This window comes from Kineococcus sp. NBC_00420 (genome assembly GCF_036021035.1).
In the GTDB taxonomy this organism is placed as follows: domain Bacteria; phylum Actinomycetota; class Actinomycetes; order Actinomycetales; family Kineococcaceae; genus Kineococcus.
In genome coordinates this window covers 1,593,189-1,615,047 of record NZ_CP107930.1, presented here as the reverse complement: position 1 = coordinate 1,615,047, position 21,859 = coordinate 1,593,189, and the positions used below count along the sequence as shown (strand labels likewise).

Below are 21,859 nucleotides of genomic sequence, written 5' to 3'. Positions count from 1 at the left end.
TCAGTCCTCCTCGGTGGTGGGTGCGGTGGGACCGAGCCGGGTCGTGCGCGGCAGCCCCGTGACGGAACCGGCGTCGAGGACCAGCAGGTCGACGCCGCGGGGGAACTGCGCCGCGTTGCGGGTCCAGCGGCCGAAGAACTCCGCGTCGGCCCACGGTGCGACCAGGACGGCGAAACCCTCGATGCCCGGCCCGTGCGCCGACCACCGGCGGTCCCCGGTGCAGCCGCGTGCGTCGAGGACGACGGTCGCGGAGCGGTGCGGTTCTTCGTCGCTGCCCTGGGCCAGGTCCTCGAGGGCCGGTACGGCCGCGGCGTCGACGACCACGAAGTCGGCCTCGGCCGCGGTGCGGGCCCGGCGGACCCCGGTGTGGAAGGCCAGCCAGGCGTCGAGCTCGGCGTCGTCGGCGAACCGGCCACCGAGCCACGCGCTGCACTCCTCGTCGAGGAGGGTGAGGAGGACCGCCGCGAGGGCCGGTCCCAGTGACGTGGGTGCCTCGGGGGGACCGGCGACGGGGAGGGGGCGGGTGGGTCGCGAGAGCGCGTCGAGCACGGCGCGGAACGTCTGCTGGGCCTGCCGCGTGGGTTCGGAGAAACCCGGGGCGGGGATGGTGCTGGTGCGCGTGGTCACGCGTGCTCCCGGGAGACGGTGAAGAAGTCGACGAGCGTGCTGCGCGCCTCCTGGTGCCGAACCTCGTCGCGGGCGTCCTGTCGCCGGGCGAGGGGAGCGACGACCTCGGTCTGCACGCGGTCGTGCAGGGTCGCGTCGGTGAGGAGGCCGTCGAAGACCGCGGCGAGCCGTGCGTGCTCCAGGTCGGTGCCGAGCAGGTAGGAACTGCCCATCAGGTCACCGGACAGCCCGGTTCCGTGGAGCCGCACGGTCGAGCGGGTGACGGTCGCCTCGCCGAGGTTGAACCGTCCGCCGCCCGCGTCGATGCGTCCGCGCACCATGACGAGCCCCGCCTCAGGACCGCGGACGTCCTGGACCTCGGGTTTCGGGTGCCAATCCCGCCAGGCCGTGTCGAGTTCGGTGGTCGTCGCGGCCCCCAGGGTCCGCATCCACCCCTGGCGTCGCGCCGTTCTCGTCGCGTCGTCCTGCATCGCGACCTCCTCCGTGTCTCGTCGTGCGGCTCCGGGATGAGTTGTCTGGTGAAGCAGACAACTCGAGGCTAGCCTAGGTTCCGGACACCGGGCACCCCCGTCGGCGAAGAACCCCTTCACGGCCGGTGAACGTTGCAGGAACGAGGTGGCGGAACCGTCGCACCTCCCGGAAACCTTCCGGGAGGACACCGCTACCGCCAGGAACCGGAGGAACAGCGTGAACGCACCGCGTCTGTCGGAGAACGTCCCGGAGATCGACGAGGAGGTGAGCGTGGTCGAGAGTTCGCTCGGCCGGTGGACGCAGGTCGGCGCGGGTACGCGCCTGCTGAACACCGTTCTCGGGGACTACAGCTACTGCGACCGGCTCTGCGACTTCGCGAACACCGACATCGGGAAGTTCTCGAACATCGCGAGTTCCGTCCGCATCGGCGCGACCGACCACCCGCTGGACCGCGCGACCCTGCACCACTTCTCCTACCGGAGTTCCTACTACTTCGAGGACGTCGCCGACGACCCGGACTGGTTCGAGCGACGTGCGGCCCGGCGGACCAGGATCGGGCACGACACCTGGATCGGGCACGGCGCGATGGTCAAACCCGAGGTCGTGCTCGGAGACGGTGCCGTGGTGGCCGCCGGTGCGGTCGTGACCCGGGACGTGCCCGACTACGCGGTCGTGGCGGGGGTCCCGGCGCGGGTGATCCGGCTGCGTCAGCCGCCGGAGATCGCCGAACGGCTGAAGGCCCTGGCCTGGTGGGACTGGGACCACGAGGTGCTGCGCCGGCACCTCGAGGACTTCCGCCACCTCGAGGTCGAGGCGTTCCTGGAGAAGCACGGCGGCTGATCCGCGCGGGGCCGGCCCCGGGCAGGGCCGGTAGAGTACCTGGACCATGGTCACCCGGAGCAGGCCCGCGCAGGGCCGGACCCCGAGCGGTTACTCCGCCTGGCGGCTCATCGCGGAGGAGCTCCGCGGCGAGATCGTGGCCGGGGTCGTGCCGGTCGGGTCGAAACTGCCCTCCGAGAGCGAGCTCGCCCAGCGCTTCGAGGTCCACCGGCACACCGTGCGCCAGGCCGTGGCGGCGCTGGCGGCCGAGCAGCTGGTGGTGGCCCGTCGCGGCAGCGGGACCTTCGTGGCCGAGCACGACGTCGTGGTGCACCGCATCGGGGTCCGCACCCGCCTCAACGACAGCCTGGGCCCGAGAGGGCTGACGGCGCCCGGTCGACTGATCGAGACGGCGGTCGAACCCGACCCGCCCGCGGACGTCGCGCGCCGCCTCGGCCTCGGCGACGGTGCCGCGCGCCGGCTCGAGGTCGTGCGGTCGGTGGAGGGCCGCCCGATCTCGCGGGTGACGTCCTGGTTCGACGCCGGGACGCTCCCCGGCATCGCGGAGGAGTACCGGGAGGTCGGGTCCATGACGGTCGCGCTGCGCAACTCGGGTGTGCCCGACTACGTGCGGGCCGCCACGAGCGTGAGTGGTCGCCTCGCGACGGCCGCCGAGGCCGAGGACCTGCAGCTGCCGGCGGGTTCCGTCGTCCTCGTCGTCCGCGCGCTGGACACCCACCCCGACGGGCGGCCGTTGCTCTTCAACGTCACGCGGTTCGCGGCGGATCGTGTCGAACTCGACGTCGACCACCCTGAGGTCTCACCCCCCGCGGGTCGGCGCCCGGGACGGCCGACGGCCGAGGATCATCGGTAGACCCGCCGCAACCACACCGCGAGTCCCTCCACCAGGAGGACGGTCACGAACACCATGGCCACCAGGGTGGTCACCTGACCGTGCAGGGTCAGCACGCTGGAGGCGTTGGTGAGGTAGAAGCCGATGCCGCTGCCCCCGACGATGCCCAGGATCGTCGCCGCGCGGACGTTGGTGTCCACCAGGTACATCGAACTGCTGATGACCGCGGGCAGGCCCTGCGGCCAGGTGGCGGCGAGGAACCGCTGCCCACGGGTGGCACCGACGGCCGTCAGTGCGCGTTCCGGACCGGCGGCCACCTCCTCGAGGGAGTCCGCGACGAGCTTGCCGAGCAGTCCGATCCCCCCGAACGCCAGAGCCACGACACCGGCCTGGTTCCCGAGCCCGGTGACCATGATGAGGAAGATCGCGAGAACCAGTTCCGGAACGCCGCGGAACACCACCAGGACGACGCGGAACACGCCACGCACGACACCGTTGGGGGCGACGTTCCGGGCGGCGAGGGGGCCGAGGACCAGGGAGAGCACGAGCGACAGGGCGGCGGCGGCGAAGGCGACCTCGACCGTGACGAGCAGGGCCTGCAGGAACTCGGTGGCGGTGTGGCTGCCCAGGCTCGGCGGCCAGAAGCTCTCCAGGGTCGGGACGACCTGGTTCCAGCTGATCTGGCTGAAGTCGACGTCGGCGAGGAACCAGCCGGCGACGACCACCGCGACGGCGCTCAGGACCCAGCTCAGACTGCGGACGCGCTCCCAGGTCCAAGGGCGGTGCATCATCTGCGCCACGGTGGGGCCGGTCACCGTCAGCGTCGCCCCTGAGCGGTTCCGGGGCGCCACGACAGGCGGTCGGCCCCGGGTCGCGGCCCGGGTGATGCGACCTCCGAGGCCGTTGCCGACAGGATCGACGCCCAGCAGCCGGCGTCGGATCGTGGAGGAGACGACCTCGGCCACGACGCAGAGCACGAAGATGACGCCGGCGATGCCCAGCCCCCGCCCGTACCCCTCGGGGAACTGCCCGAAGGCGACCTTCATGGCGTAGCCCAGGCCACCCACGCCCGCGTACCCGAGGATCGCGGAACCCCGGAGGTTGATGTCGAAGCGGTGCAGCGCCGTGGCCGTCCACGACGGCAGCACCTGCGGGAACACCCCGGACCAGAACTCCTGGGCCCGTCCTGCTCCCGAGGCCCGCAGAGCGAGCTGCGGGCCGCGGTCGACCTGCTCGACGGCGTCGGCGAACAACTTCGAGATCATCCCGACGGAGTGCACGCCGATCGCGAGGATGCCGGGCAGCGGACTGCCCAGGGCGAACGTCAGGGAGAACGCCAGGGCGAGGACGACGTCGGGGACGGCGCGCGTCACGACGCCGATCGCGCGTCCGACCCAGCGCAACCACGTGGCAGGAGTGGTGTTCTCGGCCGCGACGTAGGCGACCGGGATGGAGATCAACGAGGCGAGCAGGGTGCCCGTGATGACGATCCCGAGCGTGAGTCCGATGAGGTACGCGAGGTCGCCGGGGCCCGGCAGGCTGACGGGATCCATGTGGGAGAACACCCTGGCCGCGTTCCGGGTACTGCGCAGCAGGTCGTTCCACGAGAACTCGAGGGTGCTGATCGACCAGACCGCGAAGACGAGCAGGGCCGCCACGAGGAGCAGAGCGAGAGGTTTCGCGATCCGGACCGGACGGCGCGGACTGCGGTCCCCGGCGTTGCCGGGGACCGCTCGTTCGGCGGTGCCGAGGGTGCTCACCGGAGGTTTCCGGCTGCGAGGCCACCGACCGGGACGGCCACCCGGCCGTAGACCTCCATGACCTGCGCCTTGGACAGGCCGGCCGTGGGGGTGTCCAGCACGACCTCGCCGCCGCGCAGACCGACGATCCTGTCGGCCCACCCGAGTGCGAGGTCGACCTGGTGCAGGCTGCACACGACCGTCAGTCCCCGTTCGGCTGCGATCTCGCGGATGAGGGCCATGACCTGGTCACTCGATTCCGGGTCCAGGCTCGCGACGGGTTCGTCGGCCAGCAGGACCTCCGGGTCCTGCATGAGGGCCCGGGCGATCGCGACGCGCTGCTGCTGACCGCCCGAGAGCTGATCAGCGCGCTGGTAGGCCTTCTCCAGCAGACCCACCCGATCGAGGTGGTTCAGGGCGGTGAGCTTCGCCGCGCGAGGGTAGGTCCACAGGCCCAGCCGCGGGCCGCGCAAGCGACCCAGCGCCCCCGTCAGCACGTTTTCGAGCACCGTGAGGGAGGGCACCAGTTCGAACTGCTGGAAGATCATGGCAACGCGTCCACGCAAGGTGCGCAACGCACCGGGAGCCAGCGCGGGCACGTCCTGGTCGAGGACGCGGACGGTACCCGACGTCGGGAACTCCAGGCCGTCGAGGTGGCGCAGCAACGTCGACTTGCCCGACCCGGAGAGTCCGAGGAGCACGACGACCTCACCGTGGCGCACCGTGAGGTCGACGCCGCGCAGTGCGTGCGTGGTGCCGAAGTCCTTGGTCACCGCGGAGACGGCGATGACCGGTGAGATCGTCGTGCTGGTCACGGTTGTGCTCCCTCAGTTCGTCCGCACGCTCAGCCGGTGCACTTGGCCGCGGGGATCTCGGTGCACAGGTCCGCGATGGTCTTGTAGTAGTCCGCGTTCTCCGGCTCGACGCCGAAGTAGCCGGAGGTGAAACCGTCGGTCACGTCGACGCCGGAACCCTTGATGGCCTCCACCGACGCGCCCTGGAGGGCCGAGGTGAGCTTGGCCTTGACGTCCTCGGGCAGTGCCGTGGAGATCGACAACGGACCCCCCGGGACGTACTCCTTGCCGATGACCGTCACCTCGCCCTTGGCCGCACCGGGTTCGGCGATGGTGTCCTCGGCGAAGCCGACGTCGCACTGCTTGGAGGCGACGGCCTGTTCCGACTTGTCGTGGGCGCCCGCGAAGTAGGCCGTGAAGTCGCTGAACGTGGGGTTCCCGTTCGCGTCGGTGCCCGACGGTGTCACGTTCAGTCCGGCCTTGGACAACTGGTAGAGCCCGAAGAGGAAACCCGACGTCGAGTTGGGGTCGACGAAGCAGACGGTGTGGCCCTTCGCACCCGCGAGGGAGGTGATGGGCGATCCGCTGGGAACGATGGCCTCGGAGTAGTACCCGGGGTCCTTGACGTCGGGGGAGCTGAGCACGGCGGCGACGGGTTCCAGAGTGGCGCCCTTGTTGTTGGCCATGACGTACTGCAGGGCACCGCTGGTGACCATGTCCACCTTGCCGGCGGCGGCCGCGGCGATGAGGGCCGTGTAGTCGGCGGTGGGGTAGTACTCGACCTCGTAGCCGGTCTCCTTCGCGATGTAGTCCTCGAGGGGCTTCCAGTTCGAGTCGGAGCCGGCCTGGTCCGGGGTGGCGCCGAAGACGATCGTCCCCTCGGACTTCGCCCAGGTACCCCCGGACGACCCTGAAGAGGAACCGGACCCGGTCGCGGCGTCGCTCGCGGCCGAGCAGCCCGTCACGGCCATCGTGGTGAGCAGTGCGCCGGCGGCGAGTGCTCCGAAGCGCCTGGTGCGGGACGTGAGCATGGGAGCGACCTTTCGGGGCGGGTGGGGCCCGGCGGAACCGCGGAGGAGGGCGCGGTCACGGGGAAGTCCCGGGCACAGCCGCGACGCTAGGGAGGGCAGGTGGCAGGCCGCCCCCGGTCGGGTGTCCGAACCGTGAACTAGTCCAGAAGTCCAGACAACTCACGGCCACCCGGTCGTCGAGGGTCTCCGTCGTCGCGGAGGCCGGCAGGGGACCGTGGCTGCGGGTGACGAACGTCACCACCTGTGCTGCGACGTCGTCGGGGACAGGGCCTGAGCTCGCCGCCACGGTTCCACCTCGACCTCTCGCGGCTCCGTCCAGCACCTCGTGCGGCGGCGTCACGGGTGGGGCGCGTCCGTACCGGTACGGCTGTCCGAATGATGTCGATCATGCAATGGTCAGAACGTGCAGGATCCATCCGATACCCCTGCTGTGAGTCTGTGGATCAGCGACCTGCTCAGCACGGGGCCCGCCAACACCTCGGTCGGCGTGCTGGCCGGCCCTCTCGAGACGGTCGCGGCGGATCTGCCCGTCACCGACCTGGACGACCGGTTCCGCTCCGATCCGCGGTTGACGTGTGTTGCGGTGCGGCCCGCTCACCACGCCGCCGATTCCTCGAACCCTCCTGCCGACGCTGCTGGTCAGGGACGGGCCGCGGGATGGGGGTTGTTGACCCGGGCACGTTTCCAGCAGCTCATGACCGGGCGGTTGGGCTACGGGCGGGTCCTGCACGCCCGCAAGACCGTCCAGGCGATGACCGACTGGTCCCCGCTGGTGGTGGACGCCGCCACGGACATCGCCGACATCGCCCGCCTCGTCCTCGAGCACGACCAGGCTCAGGTCTCGGACGGAGCAGGTGCTCCAGGTACCGCTCCGCAGCGGGGGAGGACTGAGAGTCCGTCCCGCGACGCTGCTGACCGTCCAGGCGACGTCGGCGCCCACGTCGGTGCGGCCGGTGTGGCCGTCGGCGACATCCTCGTGGTGGACGAGGACCAGGAGCCACGTCAGGTGTCCGTGGCGGCGGTCTTCCGAGCGCTGTCAGCGCAGTTGGCGCAGCACGCCTTGACCGACCCGCTGACCCGGTTGGCCAACCGCGACCACTTCCTGCAGTACCTGCACCGCTGCTTCCAGCAGCCTGACCGGCGTGAGCGGTTGGCTGTGGTCTACATCGACCTGGACGGGTTCAAAGCCTTCAACGACAGCTACGGCCACGGTGTCGGGGACCAGGTGCTGCAGGTCGTCGCCGAACGGTTGCGCGCCTCGTGCCGTCCTCAGGATCTGCCGGCCCGACTCGGCGGTGACGAGTTCGCGGTCATCGTTCGCCTACCGGGCGACGTCGAGGCCGGTCAGGCGGCTCACGGTCTGGGACAGCGCCTCCTGGCCTGCCTGGGTGGGACGGTCACCGTGGGGCAGCTGGTCCTGCCAGGACGGGCGAGCATCGGGATCGCCGTCGCCGACGACGCCATCCACGACGCCGCTGCGAGAACTCGGCTCGAGAGCGACCCGGGCCCGAACCGATCCACCGGCCGAGAACGCCGACCGAGTGGTGACGTCTTCGCCCGTGCGGACGTGCTGCTGCGGGAGGCGGACCTGGCGATGTACCAGGCCAAGGTCGCCGGCGGACACCGGGCCCACGTGGTGACGGGAGTCACCCATCGGGTCGGGACCAGCTCCTCGGTGATCGATCGGCGGGAGCTGCAACGCGCCCTGGACGCGGGGGAGTTCGTCCTGCACTTCCAACCCATCACCGAGGTCGCGACGGGGCAGTTGGCCAGTGTGGAGGCCCTGGTCCGCTGGCAGCACCGCAGCCGGGGGCTCCTGGGGCCGGGGGAGTTCCTGGACGCGGTCGCCGACGCCGGGTTCTCCGCCGAACTGGACCACCACGTCCTCGAGATGGCGTTGCGCCAGCTGCGGTCCTGGACCCAGGAGCTGGGGTTGCAGGCCCCGCCGTTCCTCAACGTGAACCTGTCGGTGCAGGGGCTGCAGGCGCCCGGTCTGGCGGATGCGGTCCTGGCTGCGGTCGGAGACTGTCAGGTTCCGGCTGAGCGGCTGCGCCTGGAGATCCCGGAGGTGGCGACGGTGCAGCACTTGCAGGCCGCCGCGGAGGATCTGGCGCGGTTGCGGGCTGGGGGGGTGCGCTTGACGTTGGACGACCTCGGAGCCGGCGCATCGACGCTGCACCACCTGACCGACCTGGCGTTGGACGGGATGAAGATCGACCGGCGGTTCGTGGCGGGCATGCTGGAGGACGAGCGAGACGCTGCGGTGGTGCGGATGCTGCTGGAGCTGGGGCTGAGCACCGGGCTGGCGGTGACCGCTGAGGGGATCGAGACGGAGCCGCAGCTGCGGCTGCTGCAGGAGATGGCCCGCGGTCGGGCGGTGTTCGTGCAGGGCTTCCTGCTGGCCCGGCCGGCACCGGCGGAGACGTTGCCGCTGCCCTGGCCCTCAGGGGTCGTGACGCGCTCGCCGAGCGGGCCACGACCCACGAGTCGCTGAGGGTTCCAGACCGTGGAGTCGTTCGTCAGCCCGTTTTCGGAGAACGTCCTCAACCGCCGGACGGCGTGGCCGCGAAGAACCGCGTCTCGCCATCGTCATCTGGATCGAGGGCACCTACCACCGCCGGCGGCGTCAGCAGTCTCTCGCTCGACCGACGCCCACAGGGTGGAGGTGGCGACGAGTTCGTTCAGCTCCACTGCGGCGCGGGAGACCTCCCCGGCGGTGGTGGCGGTGCAGGTGGCTCCTGACGTGGTCCGCAACGTCACCGAGGGGTCCAGCAGGTTCCAGGAGTTCGCCGCGAACGTCTCCGGCCTGGCGGCGTCGGTAGCCGAGGCCACACTGCGCGGGAACTGGGGGCGGGTCAGCGTCTTCCGGTGCCGACCCGACCCGGCGCGCATCCGGTCACCGCAGCCAGCGGTGGAGGCGCTTGGCCCGCAGTGCCTTCCAGGCCTCCTCGACGTCGGACTCGCTGAGCCGGGCGTGGGTCTCCTCCTGCGCGAACAGCCGTCCGTAGGCGAAGGCCACCTCGGGCTCCGCCCGCGCGGCCAGCTCGGCCAACCGCTCGCGGGTGACGACGGAGTCCTGGTGCTCACCGAGGACCTCCTGCACCGCGGTCGTCGCCGCGGCGAACCGCTTGGCGTCCTTCCCGAACACGACGGCGACCGCCTCGGCGGCGTAGCGCACCTGCTTCGCGGCCTTGCGGGCCTCGTGGAACAGCTCGTCCCGTGCGTGACCGGCGGGGGCGTCCTGCGCGGCGGCGACCAGCTCCGCCAGCGTGCGGTACGTCCGGGCGACGCGCTTCGGGAGTTCCTTCCCCGCGGGACGACGGGCCTTCGGGCTCGTCGCCGGGCTCTCGACGAACTCCTGGAGGGTGTCCAGCAGGCGTTGGTAGCGCTCGGAGTCCAGTTCAAGGAGCACCTGGTCGTGGGCCCGTCGGTAGTCCGACCCCAGCTGCTCGGCCACCCGCTGCGGTACGGCTCCCGTCGCTGCGGGGTCCTCGGGGGTGACGTCCAACGACGCGACCGCCTGCACCAGGCGGTCGCGCAGGACCTCCGCGTCGCGTGCCCGTCCCAGCTCGGCGGCGAGCCAGCGCAGCTCGTCCCGCAACGGTTTCGTCGGTGCGCCCAGCAGGGGCTGGAACGTGCGGAGCGCGCTGCGCAGGCGGCGGGTGGCGACCCGCATCCTGTGCACGCTGTCGGGCTCGTCGGCCCGGACGCGGGCGTCCTGGTCGAAGACCTGCTGGACCTGTTCGCGCAGGTGCAGGAAGAGCACGTCGCCCGCGCTCGACGCCGTCGACAGTTCCTTGCGCCGGGGGGTCGTGCCGCGGGACAACGTCCGGGGTTCCGTCGGGGTCGCGGCGGACGGCGTGGTCACCTCGACGGGGACGACCTCCGCGGTAACGGTGTCAGGATCGGTGTCGGTGGTGTGGTCGTCGGCCGCGGGTTCCGGCGGCATCCCCGCCAGGACGCGCCCGACCTTCGAGGAACTCGTCGAGACGACCAGGCCGGCCGCCCGCAGCGCGGCGTCGACGGCGTCGAAGACCGCACGGTCGCCGTCGAGGAGTTCCAGTTCCACCTCGCGCCACGTCTGCCCCGCGCCCGGCTCCCCGGAACCCCCGGCCGGCAGCAGCCGGTGGGCCTCGACCCTGTCGTCGGCGAGTTCCAGCAACCGTCGACCACTGACGTCGAGGACCGTCTGCACGCTCCGGTGCGTGGACAGCCGGACCACCGGTACGAGCGGCTGTCCCTCGGTCAGGGTCTCCACGAGGCGGCGCAGCGCGACGGGGACGGTGCGGACCGCGCGTCCCAGCGGTACCCGGCGTTCGAGGCGGGCGCCGTCGTCGCCGGGGGTCTTCAGGTGCCACCCGGCGTCGACGCCGCCGGTGCGCCGGCGCAGCGTCGTCCTCGCCCCGGAGAGTCGCAGGTCGGGGGTGTCGAAGTAGACGGCGTCGAGGACGAACTCGTCGCGGTCACCGACGCGCAGCCCGCTGGCGTCGTCCTCGGGCAGCACGGCGGCCAGCGGCGGCAGCTCGGCGTCGGGGGCGAACTCGTACTTCACTTCGATCTCTTCGTGGGCGTCGACCATCCTTCTTGTCTACCCGCCCGCGGACGTCGGCGCACGATCATGGCCGGCGGGCGTACTCCGCGCTGTCGATCGACTACCGGGAGTGAGTCCCCGGCCCATCGAAGCACGGAGCGCGGCAACGGGGCGGTGCCACGAGGACACCGCCCCGCCGCGGCTCTCAGGCCTCCTGCAGCCCGGGGCGTCCGGCCTCGACGACGAAGGTCGCGCGGGTGCCCGCTGCGGCCCCCGGCTGCGACACCCGGTCGAGCACCCGGAACTCCGCGCGCATCTCGTGCCGGTCCAGGCGCGCGACGACGTAGCCGCGCTGGTTGTTGGCGAGCTTCAGGTCGGGGTTGTCGGCCAGTTCGCTGTCGCGGGTCGCGTAGTCGTCACCCCCGTCACCCCCGGACGTGATCGAGGTGGCGACCAGTTCGACGCCCACGGGCGCGGAGCCCGGGTCGGTGGCGACCCGGGAGAGGTCCGCCGCGTAGTGCTTGTGCACGTCGCCGGAGAGGACGACGGGGTTCTCCACCCCGCGTTCCGCGAACTCGTCCAGCAGTCGCTGGCGGTTGGCGGTGTACCCGTCCCAGGAGTCGGGGTTGAAACCCCGGTCGACACCCGGGACGTAGTCGTGCTCGTGGAACATGACCTGCTGGGCGATGACGTCCCACGTCGCGCCGGAGCGTTCGAGGCCGTCGAGCAGCCACGCCTCCTGCTCCTCGCCCATGATGGTGCGCTGGGGCTCGTCGCGTTCCGGGCCGGCGCTGGGGAACGTGTCCCCACCGGGCTGGTCGTCGCGGAACTGGCGCGTGTCGAGCACGTGGAAGTTCGCCAGCCGTCCCCAGCTGAGGCGGCGGTACAACTGCATGTCGGCACCCCGGGGACGGGCGTCGGCACGCAGCGGCATGTTCTCGTAGTAGGCCTGGTAGGCCGCGGCCCGGCGGGCGGTGAACTCCTCGAGGGTCGGCACGGGGACCTGTTCCTCGGCGACGAGTGCGGCGTAGTTGTTCTCGACCTCGTGGTCGTCCCAGGTGACGATCCACGGAGCCACCGCGTGCGCGGCCTGCAGGTCCGGGTCCGCCTTGTACTGGGCGTGGCGCTGGCGGTAGTTGGCCAGTGACACCGTCTCCGGGCCCATGTGGTCGCGCACGTTGCTGCCCGAGGGCGAGACGTACGTGTCCGCCTGGTACTCGTAGATGTAGTCCCCGAGGAAGAGGACCACGTCCGGCTGTTCCTCGGCCAGGCGGCGGTAGGCGGTGAACCAGCCGTGTTCGTACTGCGCGCAGGACGCGAACGCCATGGTCAGCGGTGTGCCCCAGGACCTCAGGGCCGGGGCGGTGCGGGTCATGCCGACCGGGGAGACCTCCCCGCCCAGACCGGCGAGGCGGAAGCGGTAGAAGAACTCCCGCCCCGAGGGCAGGCGGTCGACCTCGACGTGGACGCTGTGCCCGAGCTGGGACGGGGCGACCGTCCGGCCGCTGCGCACGATGCGGCGGAACGCGTCGTCCTCCGCGAGTTCCCACTCGACGGGGACGTCGCGGTCCGGCATGCCGCCCCGCCCGTCCTCGGCGTAGGGGTAGGGCGCCAGTCGCGTCCACAGGACGATGCCGTCGGGCGTGGGTTCCCCGGAGGCGACGCCGAGGGTGAAGGGGTTGCCCAGGCGTGAGGCGAAGGACTTCGTCGCCCGGTCGGGGCTCTGGGTCGCGGACGCGCTGTGCTGACCGGCCACGAGCAGGCCGGTGCCGGCGGCTGCGCCGGCGAGGACGCTGCGGCGGCCCAGGCCGCCGGCGGGGGTGCTGACGAGGGGGAACGTGGTCACGGGGATCCTCACGAGGCGGGTGGCTGCGGTGCACTCCGGATGCCCCGAACCCTTCCCGTGCTCGGCCAATCCACAGCTGACGCCGAACAACCCTTCGGTGAACGCTGCGCAGATCCTGTGCGTCGTCTCAGTCCAGGGTCCACGTCGCGACGTGTTCGCACACCAGGCTGCGCCACCACCGCCCGCTCCAGTCGGAACTGGCGGTGCGGTACAGGGTCACGGTGCGACCTCGGAAACCCTGCGGTACCGCGACGTCGAGACCGGTGACGAACTCGCCCACCTCGTCGTGCAGGTCGGGACGTTCGTAGAGGTCGTGCGAGGCCAGGGACAGGTGGGCCAGGAAGCCGGCGCGGTCGAAGCCGTGGACCTGCGGGGAGTTCATCGGCAGCCGCAACGGCTCGACGGCGGCGTCGACCGCGGCGGCGAGGTCCACGAACTCGGCGTTCGGGCTCCCGTCGGCGCGGTGGTGCACGTCGTAGACGAAACCCACCCCGCTGGGCCGCACCCCGCGGTTGTGGACGTCGAAGCCGGGGCGGCCCTCCAGGACGGCGTCGAGGGCGGTGACGACCGCGTCCTCGTCGCGGCCCAGGTGCTGGCTGCCCACCAGGGTGGCGTGCGGCGGGAACGCCCCGGCCGAGACGAACCCGTACTGCGCCCGGAGCTGGGTGGTGATGGTCGTGACGGCCAGGCACGTCCGCGGGTCGGGCCGCAGGTAGACGCCGTAGCGGTAGGGATCGCCCACGTCGCGGGCCCGTTCCCCGGGGCGCAACGCCTCGTCGTGCATGCGGCGAACGTACCCGGCTCGCGCCGGACCCGGGACGTCAGGTCGCCCCGGAGCGGCGGTACGCGCTGGGGGCCATGCCGAGGACCGCGCGGAAGTCGTGGGTCAGGTGGGCGTGGTCGGCGTAGCCGAGGTCGGCGGCGATGCGGGCCAGGTCGGCGCCGGGATCGCTCCGGACGCGCTCGGCGGCCTCCTGCAACCGGCGGCGGCGGATCATCGCCGCGGGCGGGAGACCGACGTAGCGGCGGGCGAGGCGTTGCAGGGTGCGCGGTGACGTCGCGAGCCGGAGGGCGACGTCCTCCACCCGGAGGACCTCGGGGTCGGAGTCGATGAGCTCGGCCATCGCGTTGGCCAGCGACGCCTCCGCGGACGGTTCCCCGACGTGGGCGGCGAGCCAGTCGGCGAACGCGGCGGCCCCGCGGGCGGGGAGACCGTCGGCCGGGCCCGACGTCGCGTCCCGGACGGCCGCCAGCAGGTCGGGCAGGTCGAGGCGCCGGTAGTCGTCGCGCAACGCCGTGGGGTCGTCGGTGAAGGCGGGCACCGCCGCCGGCAGCAGTTGCGCACCGACGGCCCAGCCGCTCCCGCTGAGGTCCTGGTGCGAACGCCGTGTCGTCGGCCCGGCCAGGCCGACGAAACCACCCTCGCGGCTGTCCACGACGAGGTTGCAGGCCGGGAAGGCCACGACGTGCTGGCGGGAGACCCGGCCGGCGTCGACGTCCCACTGCGGGACCCAGAACCAGCGCACCAGCCGGTCGACCGCCTCGGGGGCGGGTACCCGGGTGAAGCGGGGCAGGCGCGCGGGGTAGAGGATCCCGCGGTCCGCTCCGGTCACGTCCGCACGCTACCGCCGGGGTTGGCGCGAATCTCCAAGCCGGACCCGGGCGGCGGCGCCTAGCGTCGCGACCATGAGCGAAACGACCGGTCGCCGGGCCGCGCACGGCGAGCACACCACCCACGGGGTCCCGCACGGTGTCAGCGGCATCACCCCGTTCCTGACGATCGCGCGCGCCCGGGAGGCCGTCGAGTTCTACCGCGACGTCTTCGGCGCGCGGGTCGTCGACGTGACCGAGATGGGTGGTGTCGTCGTCCACGCCGAGCTCGCCTTGGGCGGCGGTCGCCTGCAGCTGGGGGAACCGAACCCCGATTACCACCTCGTCCCGGCCCCGGACGGTGACGACGACTGCTACTCCCTCGGGTTCCACTGCGCCGACGTCGACGCCGTGGTGGCGCGCGCCGGGGCGGCCGGGGCGACGATCCGCGAACCGGCGACCGACTTCGTCTCCGGCGACCGCTTCGCGAGCGTCCGCGACCCGTTCGGGGTGCGGTGGTCGGTCATGACGCGCGTCGAGGACCTCTGCGAGGAGGAGAGCGCCCGTCGGGTCGCGGAGTGGGCCTCAGCCGCCGGCGCCGGCTGAGGGGACGTCCCCGCCCTTCAGTCCGCCCCCGGGTCGGTCGACACCCAGGAGGAGGGTGTCGAGCGCGGAGGGGGCGGGCGGTGGACGGGCCAGCGGCCACGGTGCTCGTCGACTCCCCGTCCCCGGCGGTGCTGCAGGCCGCCCTGCACGACGTCGCGTTCCTCGTCGGCCACGACGTGGAGGCCGCCGCGACCCGTGCGGGGTTCCTCCTGCACCAGGTCCGCCACCACGTCCCCGGTCCGGAGCGGACGGGGCTCGGGTGGCAGGCGGAGCTCGTCATCGCCGACGCCGCGGGCCGCCGCGGTGACGCGGAGCGCCTCGGGGTCGTCGCGCAGGCCGCGCTCGCGTGGGCCGACGGGGCGGGAGACGCGTTCGTCGCCGCCCGCGCCCACCAGTTGCTCTCGACCCTGCACGAGATCCTCGGCGACGGCGGACTCGCCCTCGAGCACGCCGTGCAGGGCGTGGAGCGCCTCCCGGCCGACGCTCCCGCGTGGGTGCACGGTGACCACCGGTCCCGGCTCGGCATCACCCACGAGGTCCTCGGCGACTTCGACGAGGCCCGCACCCGGTTCACCGGGCTGCTGCGGGCGGCGGAGGCCCAGGGCGACCAGAACCTGCGGCTGCGGACGCTGAACAACCTCGCCTACCTGGAACTCCGCGCGGGGCGGGCGGCCGAGGCCGCGGCCCTCGCCGCGGAGCTGCTGGAGCACTCCCGGCGGACGGGCCTGGCGCTGAGCGCCGCGGCCTGGGACACGGTCGCGCACGTCCGCATGGGGGCGGGCCGGTGGGCCGCCGCGGAGGCCGTGCTGCGTGACGCCCTCGCCGACGCGCGCCTGATCACCGAGGCCCGGGACGTCGCGACCCTGCACGTCAACCTCGCCCGGTGCCTGCGCCACCTCGGGCGCTTCGCCGAGGCGGCGCAGAGCCTGGCCGCCGCGGCCGCGCAGTGCGCGGACCTCTCCTTCGGCGAGGTGGGGGGCGACCTCGTGCTCGAGCAGTGCGAACTGGCCGCGGCCACCGGCGACTTCGAGGGCGCCTACCGGCTGCACCGCAGGTTCTACGACCTCACGATGGAGCGCGTCTCCGCGGCGAAGCACCACCGGGCCCGGGTCCTCGCCGCGATCTACGAGACGACCGAGGCCCGTCGCGCCGGCGAGCACTACCAGCGGCTGGCCGAACGCGACCACCTCACCGGGCTGTTCAACCGCCGCTACGTCGAGGACGTCGTCCCGGCGCGGGTGGCGGCGTCCGGTGGACGGGGGTGGGCGATCGCCCTGCTCGACCTCGACCACTTCAAACGCGTCAACGACACCCACTCCCACCAGGTCGGTGACGAGGTGCTGCAGCAGTTCGCCCGCTACCTGGAGCAGTTCTGCGGGCCGGGTGAGATCGCCGCCCGCCTGGGCGGTGAGGAGTTCCTGCTGCTGCTGCGCGACGACCACGACGATGACGATGACGGGGGCGCGCGCGTCACCGTCCTCCGGTTGCTGGAGGCCGTGCGCTCGCACGACTGGGGCGTCCTCGCCGCCGGCTTGCGCGTCACCTGCAGCGCCGGGCTCGTCCCGGTCGGCGGTGGCGGGTCCGCCCTGGTCGACGCGCTGGCCGGGGCCGACCGGAACCTCTACGCCGCGAAGCGTGCGGGTCGTGACCGGTTGCGTTCCGACGTCCCGCGCAGGCGCCGCGACCCGCGCTGAGCCGCGCCGGGTCGGTCCACCGGTCTTCCCCGGTGCTGAGGATCACCGCTGGCGTTCCGCGTTGACCGTCGGCGGAGCGCTGACTACTTTCGGGACCAGGGTTCACGACGACGGGTCACGACGAGGGGCGGGGTGGGTGGCGCGGTGAGCGAACGCAAACCTCCCGGCACGTCCTTCGAGGACTGGGTCGAACGCCAGGTGCGCGAGGCCCAGGAACGCGGCGACTTCGACCACCTCCCGGGGGCCGGAGCGCCGCTGCGCGGCCTGGACCGCGACTTCTCGGCCGAGGAGTGGGCGGCGGACAAGGCCCGCCGCGAGGGCTACGACGTCAGCGCCATGCTCCCGCCCGCGCTGGCCCTGCGTCGCGAGCGGGAGGACATCCTGCGCGACCTCGGCCGGCTGCACTCCGAGTCGCTGGTGCGGGCCGAGGTCGAGGGGTTCAACGACCGGGTGCGTGAGCTCTACCGACGACCCAGTGACGGGCCCCTCGTCGTGGTGGCGCTGCTCCAGGAGTCCGTCGTGCTCGAGGCGTGGCGTGCCGCCCGACCCGCTCCGGTCGTGGCGGCCCCGGTCACCCCGCCGCCACGTCGCCGGAGGTTCTTCCGCCGCGACCGCGGGTGAGTGATCCGCAGCGCAGCGCAGCCGCAGTGCGCCCAACCCGGGGAGGGATCCCCCGAACGTGGGCGTACCCCGTCGCGGCGGGCGCATCCTGACGTGCGTCGCCACCCGCGGCGCTCGGGTGCTGGGGTTGGTGGCCGGCGGGTTGCCCGCCGTGGTGGTCGCGCACACCGTGGGGCTGGCGCTCCCGGACCTCGCGCACGAACTGGCGCTGCTGCGCGAGCGCTACGGCGTGGACAGCACCGCCTCCGCCGTGGCGCGGGCGCGCGCCGTCGGTGACCTGGGCTGATCCGGTTCCGTAGGGTGCGAGGGTGCTCGAACTCTCCTGCGTGGTCCTGAACGACCTGCACCCCACCGCCTTCACCGAGACCGCGCGCGCCGTCGAGGCCCTGGGGTTGCGCACGGTGTTCTGCTACGACCACCTGTCCTGGGAGTCCCTGCGCGACGGGCCCTGGTACAACGCCGTGCCGTTGCTGGCGGCGGCCGCCACGGTCACGACCACGGTGCGGCTGGGCACGCTCGTCGCCTCCCCGAACTTCCGCCACCCGGTGACCTTCGCGCACGAGGTGATGACCCTCGACCAGCTGAGCGGGGGGCGCCTCGAACTCGGCGTGGGGGCGGGGACGGCGAGGCACGACGCCACGGTGCTGGGGATCGCGGAACTCACCCCCGCGCAGCGGCAGTCGCGCTTCGAGGAGTGGACGACGCTGCTGAGCACGGTCCTGGCGCAGCGGGCCAGCGACGTGGCGGGGGAGCGGTACACGGCGCTCGACGCCCGCAACGTCCCCGGTCCGGTGGCCGGCTCGATCCCGCTGACGGTGGCCGCGGCCGGTCCGCGGGGGATGCGCTTCGCCGCCGCCGTCGGGGACACCTGGGTGACCTACGGCGACCGCCGTCCGGGGTCCGAGGAGACCGTCGAGCGCTTCACCGCGCCCGCTGCCCGCTTCGCGCAGGTCCCCGGTGCGGCCGGCGTCCGGGCGATGGCGCTGCTGAGCCTGGACGAGGAGGCGGCCTACCGGGACTACCCGCGGTTCGCGGCCGCCCTGGAGGCGGCGGGCTTCGACGAGGTCGTCGTGCACTGGCCCCGCGGCGACGGCCGGGGGATGCCCGCCGACGTCCTCGACAGGGTGCTGCGGACGCACGGGCTGGGCCGGACGTGAGAGCGCTCGGGTGCGACCTGTCCGGCCGCACCCGAGCGCGTCGAGGGGGTGTTCCCGCGATCCTCAGCCGAGGGTGAGTTCCACCGTCGCGAAGGAGTGCGGGGGCAGGTCGACGACGAGCGCGTCGCCCTCGCGTCGGGCGCCGTCGAAGGCGACGGGTGCCACGGCGGAGGGGTCCTGCACCGTGTTGTGCGCCTGCAACGAGGGAGCCGCGAGGATCTTGGCGGTCGCGACCTGCCAGTCACGTCCCCGCAGGTCGAGCCGGACGGTGCCGCCGTTGCTGGCGTCGAGGTTGGTCAGCGAGACCAGCGCGCTGCCCTCCCGCGAACTCACCGAGGTGGTCAGCGTCGCGTACTCGCCGACCTCGCCCCGGTAGCGGGCGTCGGAGCTGACGACCTGCACCGGGTGGCTGGTGGCGTCCTGGTGCCCGGCGTTCATCGCGAACACGTGGTACGTCGGGGTGAGGACCATCTTCGCGCCGTCGGTCAGCACCATCGCCTGCAGCACGTTGACCGTCTGGGCGATGTTCGCCATGACCAGCCGGCGGGCGTTGGCGTGGAAGACGTCGAAGTGCAGACCGGCGACGAGCGCGTCGCGCAGGGTGTTCTGCTGGAACAGGAACCCGGGGTTGGTGCCGGGTTCCACGTCCCACCAGGTGCCCCATTCGTCGCAGACGAGACCGACGGTGGCCTCGGGGTCGTAGGCGTCCATGACCCGGGCGTGCCCGCGGACGATCTCGTCGATGCGCCAGGCGTTGAGGATGGTGCGGTGGTACTCCTCGGCGTCGAACTCCGTCGCCGAGCCCTTGTGCTGCCAGTCGTCGCTGGCGTGGGTGTAGTAGTGGAAGGACAGGGCCTGCCAGCCGTTGTGCTTGCGGTCGGCCACCGGCCCGCCGAGGGCGCTGATCGACTTCATCAGCGTCTCGGTCCAGTGGTAGTCGTCCTTGTTCGGACCGGCCGCCACGCGGTACAGCTCGTTGCCGTCGTGGTTGCGCGTGTAGGTCGCGAACTGGCTGGCGAGCTGGGTGTACTGCTCGGCGGTCATGTTGCCGCCGCACCCCCAGGCCTCGTTCCCGATGCCCCAGAAGGGGACCTTCCAGGGCTCGGTGCGCCCGTGCTCACGGCGCAACCGGGACATCGGGGCGTCGCCGGAGCGGGTGAGGTACTCGACCCAGTCGCTCATCTCGGCGACGGTGCCGGAGCCGACGTTGCCCGAGACGTAGGGCTCCGCCCCCAGCAGCTCGCAGAGCTGCATGAACTCGTGGGTGCCGAAGGAGTTGTCCTCGACGACGTCGCCCCAGTGGGTGTTGACCATCGAGGGGCGTTCCTCGCGCGGGCCGACGCCGTTCATCCAGTGGTACTCGTCGGCGAAGCAGCCCCCCGGCCAGCGCAGGTTGGGGATGCTGATCTCCTTCAGGGCCTGCACGACGTCGTCGCGCACCCCCGCGGTGTTCTGGATCGGGGAGTCCTCCCCGACCCAGAACCCCTCGTAGATGCACCGGCCCAGGTGCTCGGCGAAGTGGCCGTAGAGGTGTCGGCTGATGGTCGCGCCCGCCACGTCGAGGTTCACGACGCCGTGCAGGTTTCCGGTGCTCACAGGTGGATCAACCCTTCAGGCCGGTGCCGGCAACGCCTTCGACGATGCGGCGCTGGAAGACGAGGAACAGGATGACGAGCGGCAGGGCGCCGAGGATGGCCGAGGCCTGGATGTCGGCGTAGCGCTGCCCGAACGAACCTTGGACGGAGGCCAACCCGACGGGGATGGTCATGAGCTTCGGGTTCGACATCGTGTACAGGGGGAGGATCAGGTTGTTCCACACGCCGACGAACGTGACGATGGCCATCGCCGAGATGACCGGCTTGGACAGCGGCATGACGATGGAACGGTAGATCCGCCAGTTCGAGGCGCCGTCGAGGCGGGCCGACTCCTCCAGCTCGACGGGGATGCCGTCGAAGAACTGCTTGAAGACGAAGAGGGCCACGACGCTGGGGACCTGCGGGAAGATCACCGACCAGTAGGTGTTCAGGAGGTGGACCGCCTGCAACTGCTGGACGATCGGGATGATCAGGACGTTGGACGGCACCATGATCCCGGCGATGACCGCGAAGAACACGATGTTGCGGCCCCGGAAGCGCATGCGGGACAGAGCGTAGCCGGCCATCGAGGCGAAGAGGACGACGAGCGCCGCGCTGACGACGGACGTGATGGCGCTGGAGAGGTACCAGTTCCACAGGTCGCCGCCCTTGAGCAGCGTGGCGTAGGACGAGAACGTCGGGTGCAGGTCCTTGAGGATGGACTCCGCACCCAGCGCCGCGACGGAGTTCGCGGTGAGGGACGTCTTGATCGCCCACAGGCTCGGCAGCAGCCACAGCACCGCGAACACCGTCAGGACCGCGGCGCAGACGATGCCGAAGGTGCGGCCACCGTTGGTCTGGGTCTTGACGACCTTGGCGGCCGGAGCCGCGGCGGACAGACCGTTGTTGCGGGAGCGCGCGGGGCGGGCACTGCCCGTGATGTCAGGGCTCGCCATCAGGCCGCCCTCCTCTCCTGGGCACGTTCGATGAGCTGACGGGCGACGGCGATCACGACGATCACGATGAACAGCAGGAACGAGGCGGCGGCGGCGGCCCCGATGCGGTTGTCGGTGAAACCGGCGCGGGTGATGAACGTCAGGGCGACCTCGGTGCTGATGCCGGGCCCCCCGTCGGTCATGATCGCGACCTGGTCGAAGATCTTCAGGCTGGCGATGATCTGGAGGAGGATGACCAGCGTCGTCGTGCGGCTGAGCATCGGGATGGTCAGGTAGCGGATCTGCTGCCACGGGGTGGCGCCGTCCAGGGCGGCCGCTTCGTACAGTTCGCGCGGAACGTCCTGCAGGCCGGCCAGGTACAGGATGAAGTTGAAGCCGATCGTCCACCAGATCGTGGTGATCGCGATCCCCACCATGGCGAAGGTCGGGCTGGCGAGGACCGGCGTCGGGGCCTCGGCGCCGAACCACTTCTGGATGGTGGGCCAGATCCCGGTGTCGGCGGAGAAGACGAAGACCCAGATGAGGGACACCGTGGCCGAGGGCAGGATGTAGGGCACGAAGAACGCGAGGCGCCAGAACCAGGAACCACGCGTCATCCGGTTGGCGAGCACGGCGAACACGAACGACAGCACGACGAGCGGCGGGACCGTGTATATCGTGAACTGCAGGGTGTGCCACATCGACGACCAGAACGACGGGTTCCCGAGCATCTCGGCGTAGTTCGCGAAGCCGGCGAACGTCCCGAGACCCGTCTTGACCAGACTGGTGTCGAAGAAGCTGGCGATGAACATGTAGATCGACGGGCCCAGCAGGAACGCCAGGTAGAACAGGGCGAAGGGGGCCACGAAGAGCCAGGCGGGCCGGGTCTGGTTCTCGGACACGGCGGCCTTGGGGCGGGTACCGCCGTGGCCGGTCACCGGCCGGTCGAGGGTGGTGCTCACTGCAGATCG

At 71.9% G+C, this 21,859-nt stretch carries 20 protein-coding genes; 8 read left to right on the top strand and 12 right to left on the bottom strand.

Features of this window, described 5'->3' with window-relative positions; translation table 11 throughout:
- Positions 1-627, bottom strand: coding sequence for a phosphonate C-P lyase system protein PhnH (gene phnH, locus OG218_RS07835; RefSeq protein WP_328292649.1), 627 nt, complete (start codon positions 625-627; stop codon positions 1-3).
- Entirely contained in the window at positions 624-1,097 is a 474-nt protein-coding gene (gene phnG, locus OG218_RS07830) for a phosphonate C-P lyase system protein PhnG (RefSeq protein ID WP_328292648.1), read from the bottom strand. Before phnG ends, phnH begins: the two co-directional genes overlap by 4 nt.
- A 217-nt stretch (positions 1,098-1,314) precedes the next feature.
- Between phnG and OG218_RS07825 the strand changes: the two genes are divergently transcribed.
- Both OG218_RS07825 and phnF read left to right on the top strand, forming a co-directional pair.
- Positions 1,315-1,938 (top strand): hypothetical protein, encoded by a 624-nt coding sequence (locus tag OG218_RS07825; protein ID WP_328292647.1) that lies wholly within the window; start codon positions 1,315-1,317, stop codon positions 1,936-1,938.
- 46 nt (positions 1,939-1,984) lie between these two features.
- Positions 1,985-2,791 (top strand): phosphonate metabolism transcriptional regulator PhnF, encoded by an 807-nt coding sequence (phnF, locus tag OG218_RS07820; protein WP_328292646.1) that lies wholly within the window; start codon positions 1,985-1,987, stop codon positions 2,789-2,791.
- On the opposite strand, the gene OG218_RS07815 is transcribed toward phnF, so the two are convergent.
- The 3 genes from OG218_RS07815 to OG218_RS07805 are packed head-to-tail and all read right to left on the bottom strand — an operon-like array spanning position 2,782 to position 6,334.
- Positions 2,782-4,530: a PhnE/PtxC family ABC transporter permease gene (locus tag OG218_RS07815; RefSeq protein ID WP_328292645.1), complete on the bottom strand. Its 1,749-nt coding sequence runs from the start codon at positions 4,528-4,530 to the stop codon at positions 2,782-2,784. The genes phnF and OG218_RS07815 overlap by 10 nt on opposite strands.
- Positions 4,527-5,324, bottom strand: coding sequence for a phosphonate ABC transporter ATP-binding protein (phnC, locus tag OG218_RS07810; RefSeq protein ID WP_328292644.1), 798 nt, complete (start codon positions 5,322-5,324; stop codon positions 4,527-4,529). Before phnC ends, OG218_RS07815 begins: the two co-directional genes overlap by 4 nt.
- Before the next feature lie 29 nt (positions 5,325-5,353).
- On the bottom strand, positions 5,354-6,334 hold the full coding sequence (locus OG218_RS07805; protein WP_328292643.1) for a phosphate/phosphite/phosphonate ABC transporter substrate-binding protein: 981 nt from the start codon (positions 6,332-6,334) through the stop codon (positions 5,354-5,356).
- Positions 6,335-6,764: 430 nt separating this feature from the next.
- On the opposite strand from OG218_RS07805, the gene OG218_RS07800 reads away from it, so the two are divergent.
- Entirely contained in the window at positions 6,765-8,828 is a 2,064-nt protein-coding gene (locus OG218_RS07800) for a putative bifunctional diguanylate cyclase/phosphodiesterase (protein WP_328292642.1), read from the top strand.
- A 402-nt stretch (positions 8,829-9,230) separates the two neighbouring features.
- Here OG218_RS07800 and OG218_RS07790 read toward each other — a convergent pair whose 3' ends face one another.
- From OG218_RS07790 to OG218_RS07775, 4 genes are all read right to left on the bottom strand, one after another.
- Complete coding sequence (locus OG218_RS07790) at positions 9,231-10,913, bottom strand: CYTH and CHAD domain-containing protein (protein WP_328292641.1); 1,683 nt, start codon at positions 10,911-10,913, stop codon at positions 9,231-9,233.
- 157 nt (positions 10,914-11,070) lie between these two features.
- Positions 11,071-12,711 carry an alkaline phosphatase D family protein gene (locus tag OG218_RS07785; protein ID WP_328292640.1) on the bottom strand — a complete coding sequence of 547 codons (1,641 nt, stop codon included), beginning with the start codon at positions 12,709-12,711 and terminating at the stop codon, positions 11,071-11,073.
- Positions 12,712-12,838: 127 nt separating this feature from the next.
- Positions 12,839-13,495 carry a 2'-5' RNA ligase family protein gene (locus tag OG218_RS07780; RefSeq protein WP_328292639.1) on the bottom strand — a complete coding sequence of 219 codons (657 nt, stop codon included), beginning with the start codon at positions 13,493-13,495 and terminating at the stop codon, positions 12,839-12,841.
- Between the two features lie 37 nt (positions 13,496-13,532).
- Positions 13,533-14,324, bottom strand: a complete 792-nt coding sequence (locus OG218_RS07775) for an AraC family transcriptional regulator (RefSeq protein WP_328292638.1) — start codon at positions 14,322-14,324, stop codon at positions 13,533-13,535.
- A gap of 73 nt (positions 14,325-14,397) precedes the next feature.
- Here OG218_RS07775 and OG218_RS07770 point away from each other — a divergent pair, with 73 nt between their 5' ends.
- From OG218_RS07770 to OG218_RS07750, 5 genes are all read left to right on the top strand, one after another.
- The gene (locus OG218_RS07770) at positions 14,398-14,907 is read left to right on the top strand and encodes a VOC family protein (protein ID WP_328292637.1); all 510 of its coding nucleotides are present in this window, start codon (positions 14,398-14,400) and stop codon (positions 14,905-14,907) included.
- Between the two features lie 80 nt (positions 14,908-14,987).
- Positions 14,988-16,601, top strand: coding sequence for a tetratricopeptide repeat-containing diguanylate cyclase (locus OG218_RS07765; protein WP_328292636.1), 1,614 nt, complete (start codon positions 14,988-14,990; stop codon positions 16,599-16,601).
- A 144-nt stretch (positions 16,602-16,745) separates the two neighbouring features.
- Positions 16,746-17,222, top strand: a complete 477-nt coding sequence (locus tag OG218_RS07760; protein WP_328292635.1) for a J-domain-containing protein — start codon at positions 16,746-16,748, stop codon at positions 17,220-17,222.
- A 58-nt stretch (positions 17,223-17,280) separates the two neighbouring features.
- Positions 17,281-17,508 (top strand): hypothetical protein, encoded by a 228-nt coding sequence (locus OG218_RS07755; RefSeq protein ID WP_328292634.1) that lies wholly within the window; start codon positions 17,281-17,283, stop codon positions 17,506-17,508.
- Between the two features lie 22 nt (positions 17,509-17,530).
- Positions 17,531-18,379, top strand: coding sequence for an LLM class flavin-dependent oxidoreductase (locus OG218_RS07750; RefSeq protein WP_328292633.1), 849 nt, complete (start codon positions 17,531-17,533; stop codon positions 18,377-18,379).
- A gap of 63 nt (positions 18,380-18,442) precedes the next feature.
- On the opposite strand, the gene OG218_RS07745 is transcribed toward OG218_RS07750, so the two are convergent.
- The 3 genes from OG218_RS07745 to OG218_RS07735 are packed head-to-tail and all read right to left on the bottom strand — an operon-like array spanning position 18,443 to position 21,850.
- Positions 18,443-19,975 (bottom strand): alpha-N-arabinofuranosidase, encoded by a 1,533-nt coding sequence (locus tag OG218_RS07745; protein WP_328292632.1) that lies wholly within the window; start codon positions 19,973-19,975, stop codon positions 18,443-18,445.
- Between the two features lie 7 nt (positions 19,976-19,982).
- Entirely contained in the window at positions 19,983-20,909 is a 927-nt protein-coding gene (locus OG218_RS07740; RefSeq protein WP_328292631.1) for a carbohydrate ABC transporter permease, read from the bottom strand.
- Complete coding sequence (locus tag OG218_RS07735) at positions 20,909-21,850, bottom strand: carbohydrate ABC transporter permease (protein ID WP_328292630.1); 942 nt, start codon at positions 21,848-21,850, stop codon at positions 20,909-20,911. Before OG218_RS07735 ends, OG218_RS07740 begins: the two co-directional genes overlap by 1 nt.
- Positions 21,851-21,859 lie beyond the last annotated feature (9 nt).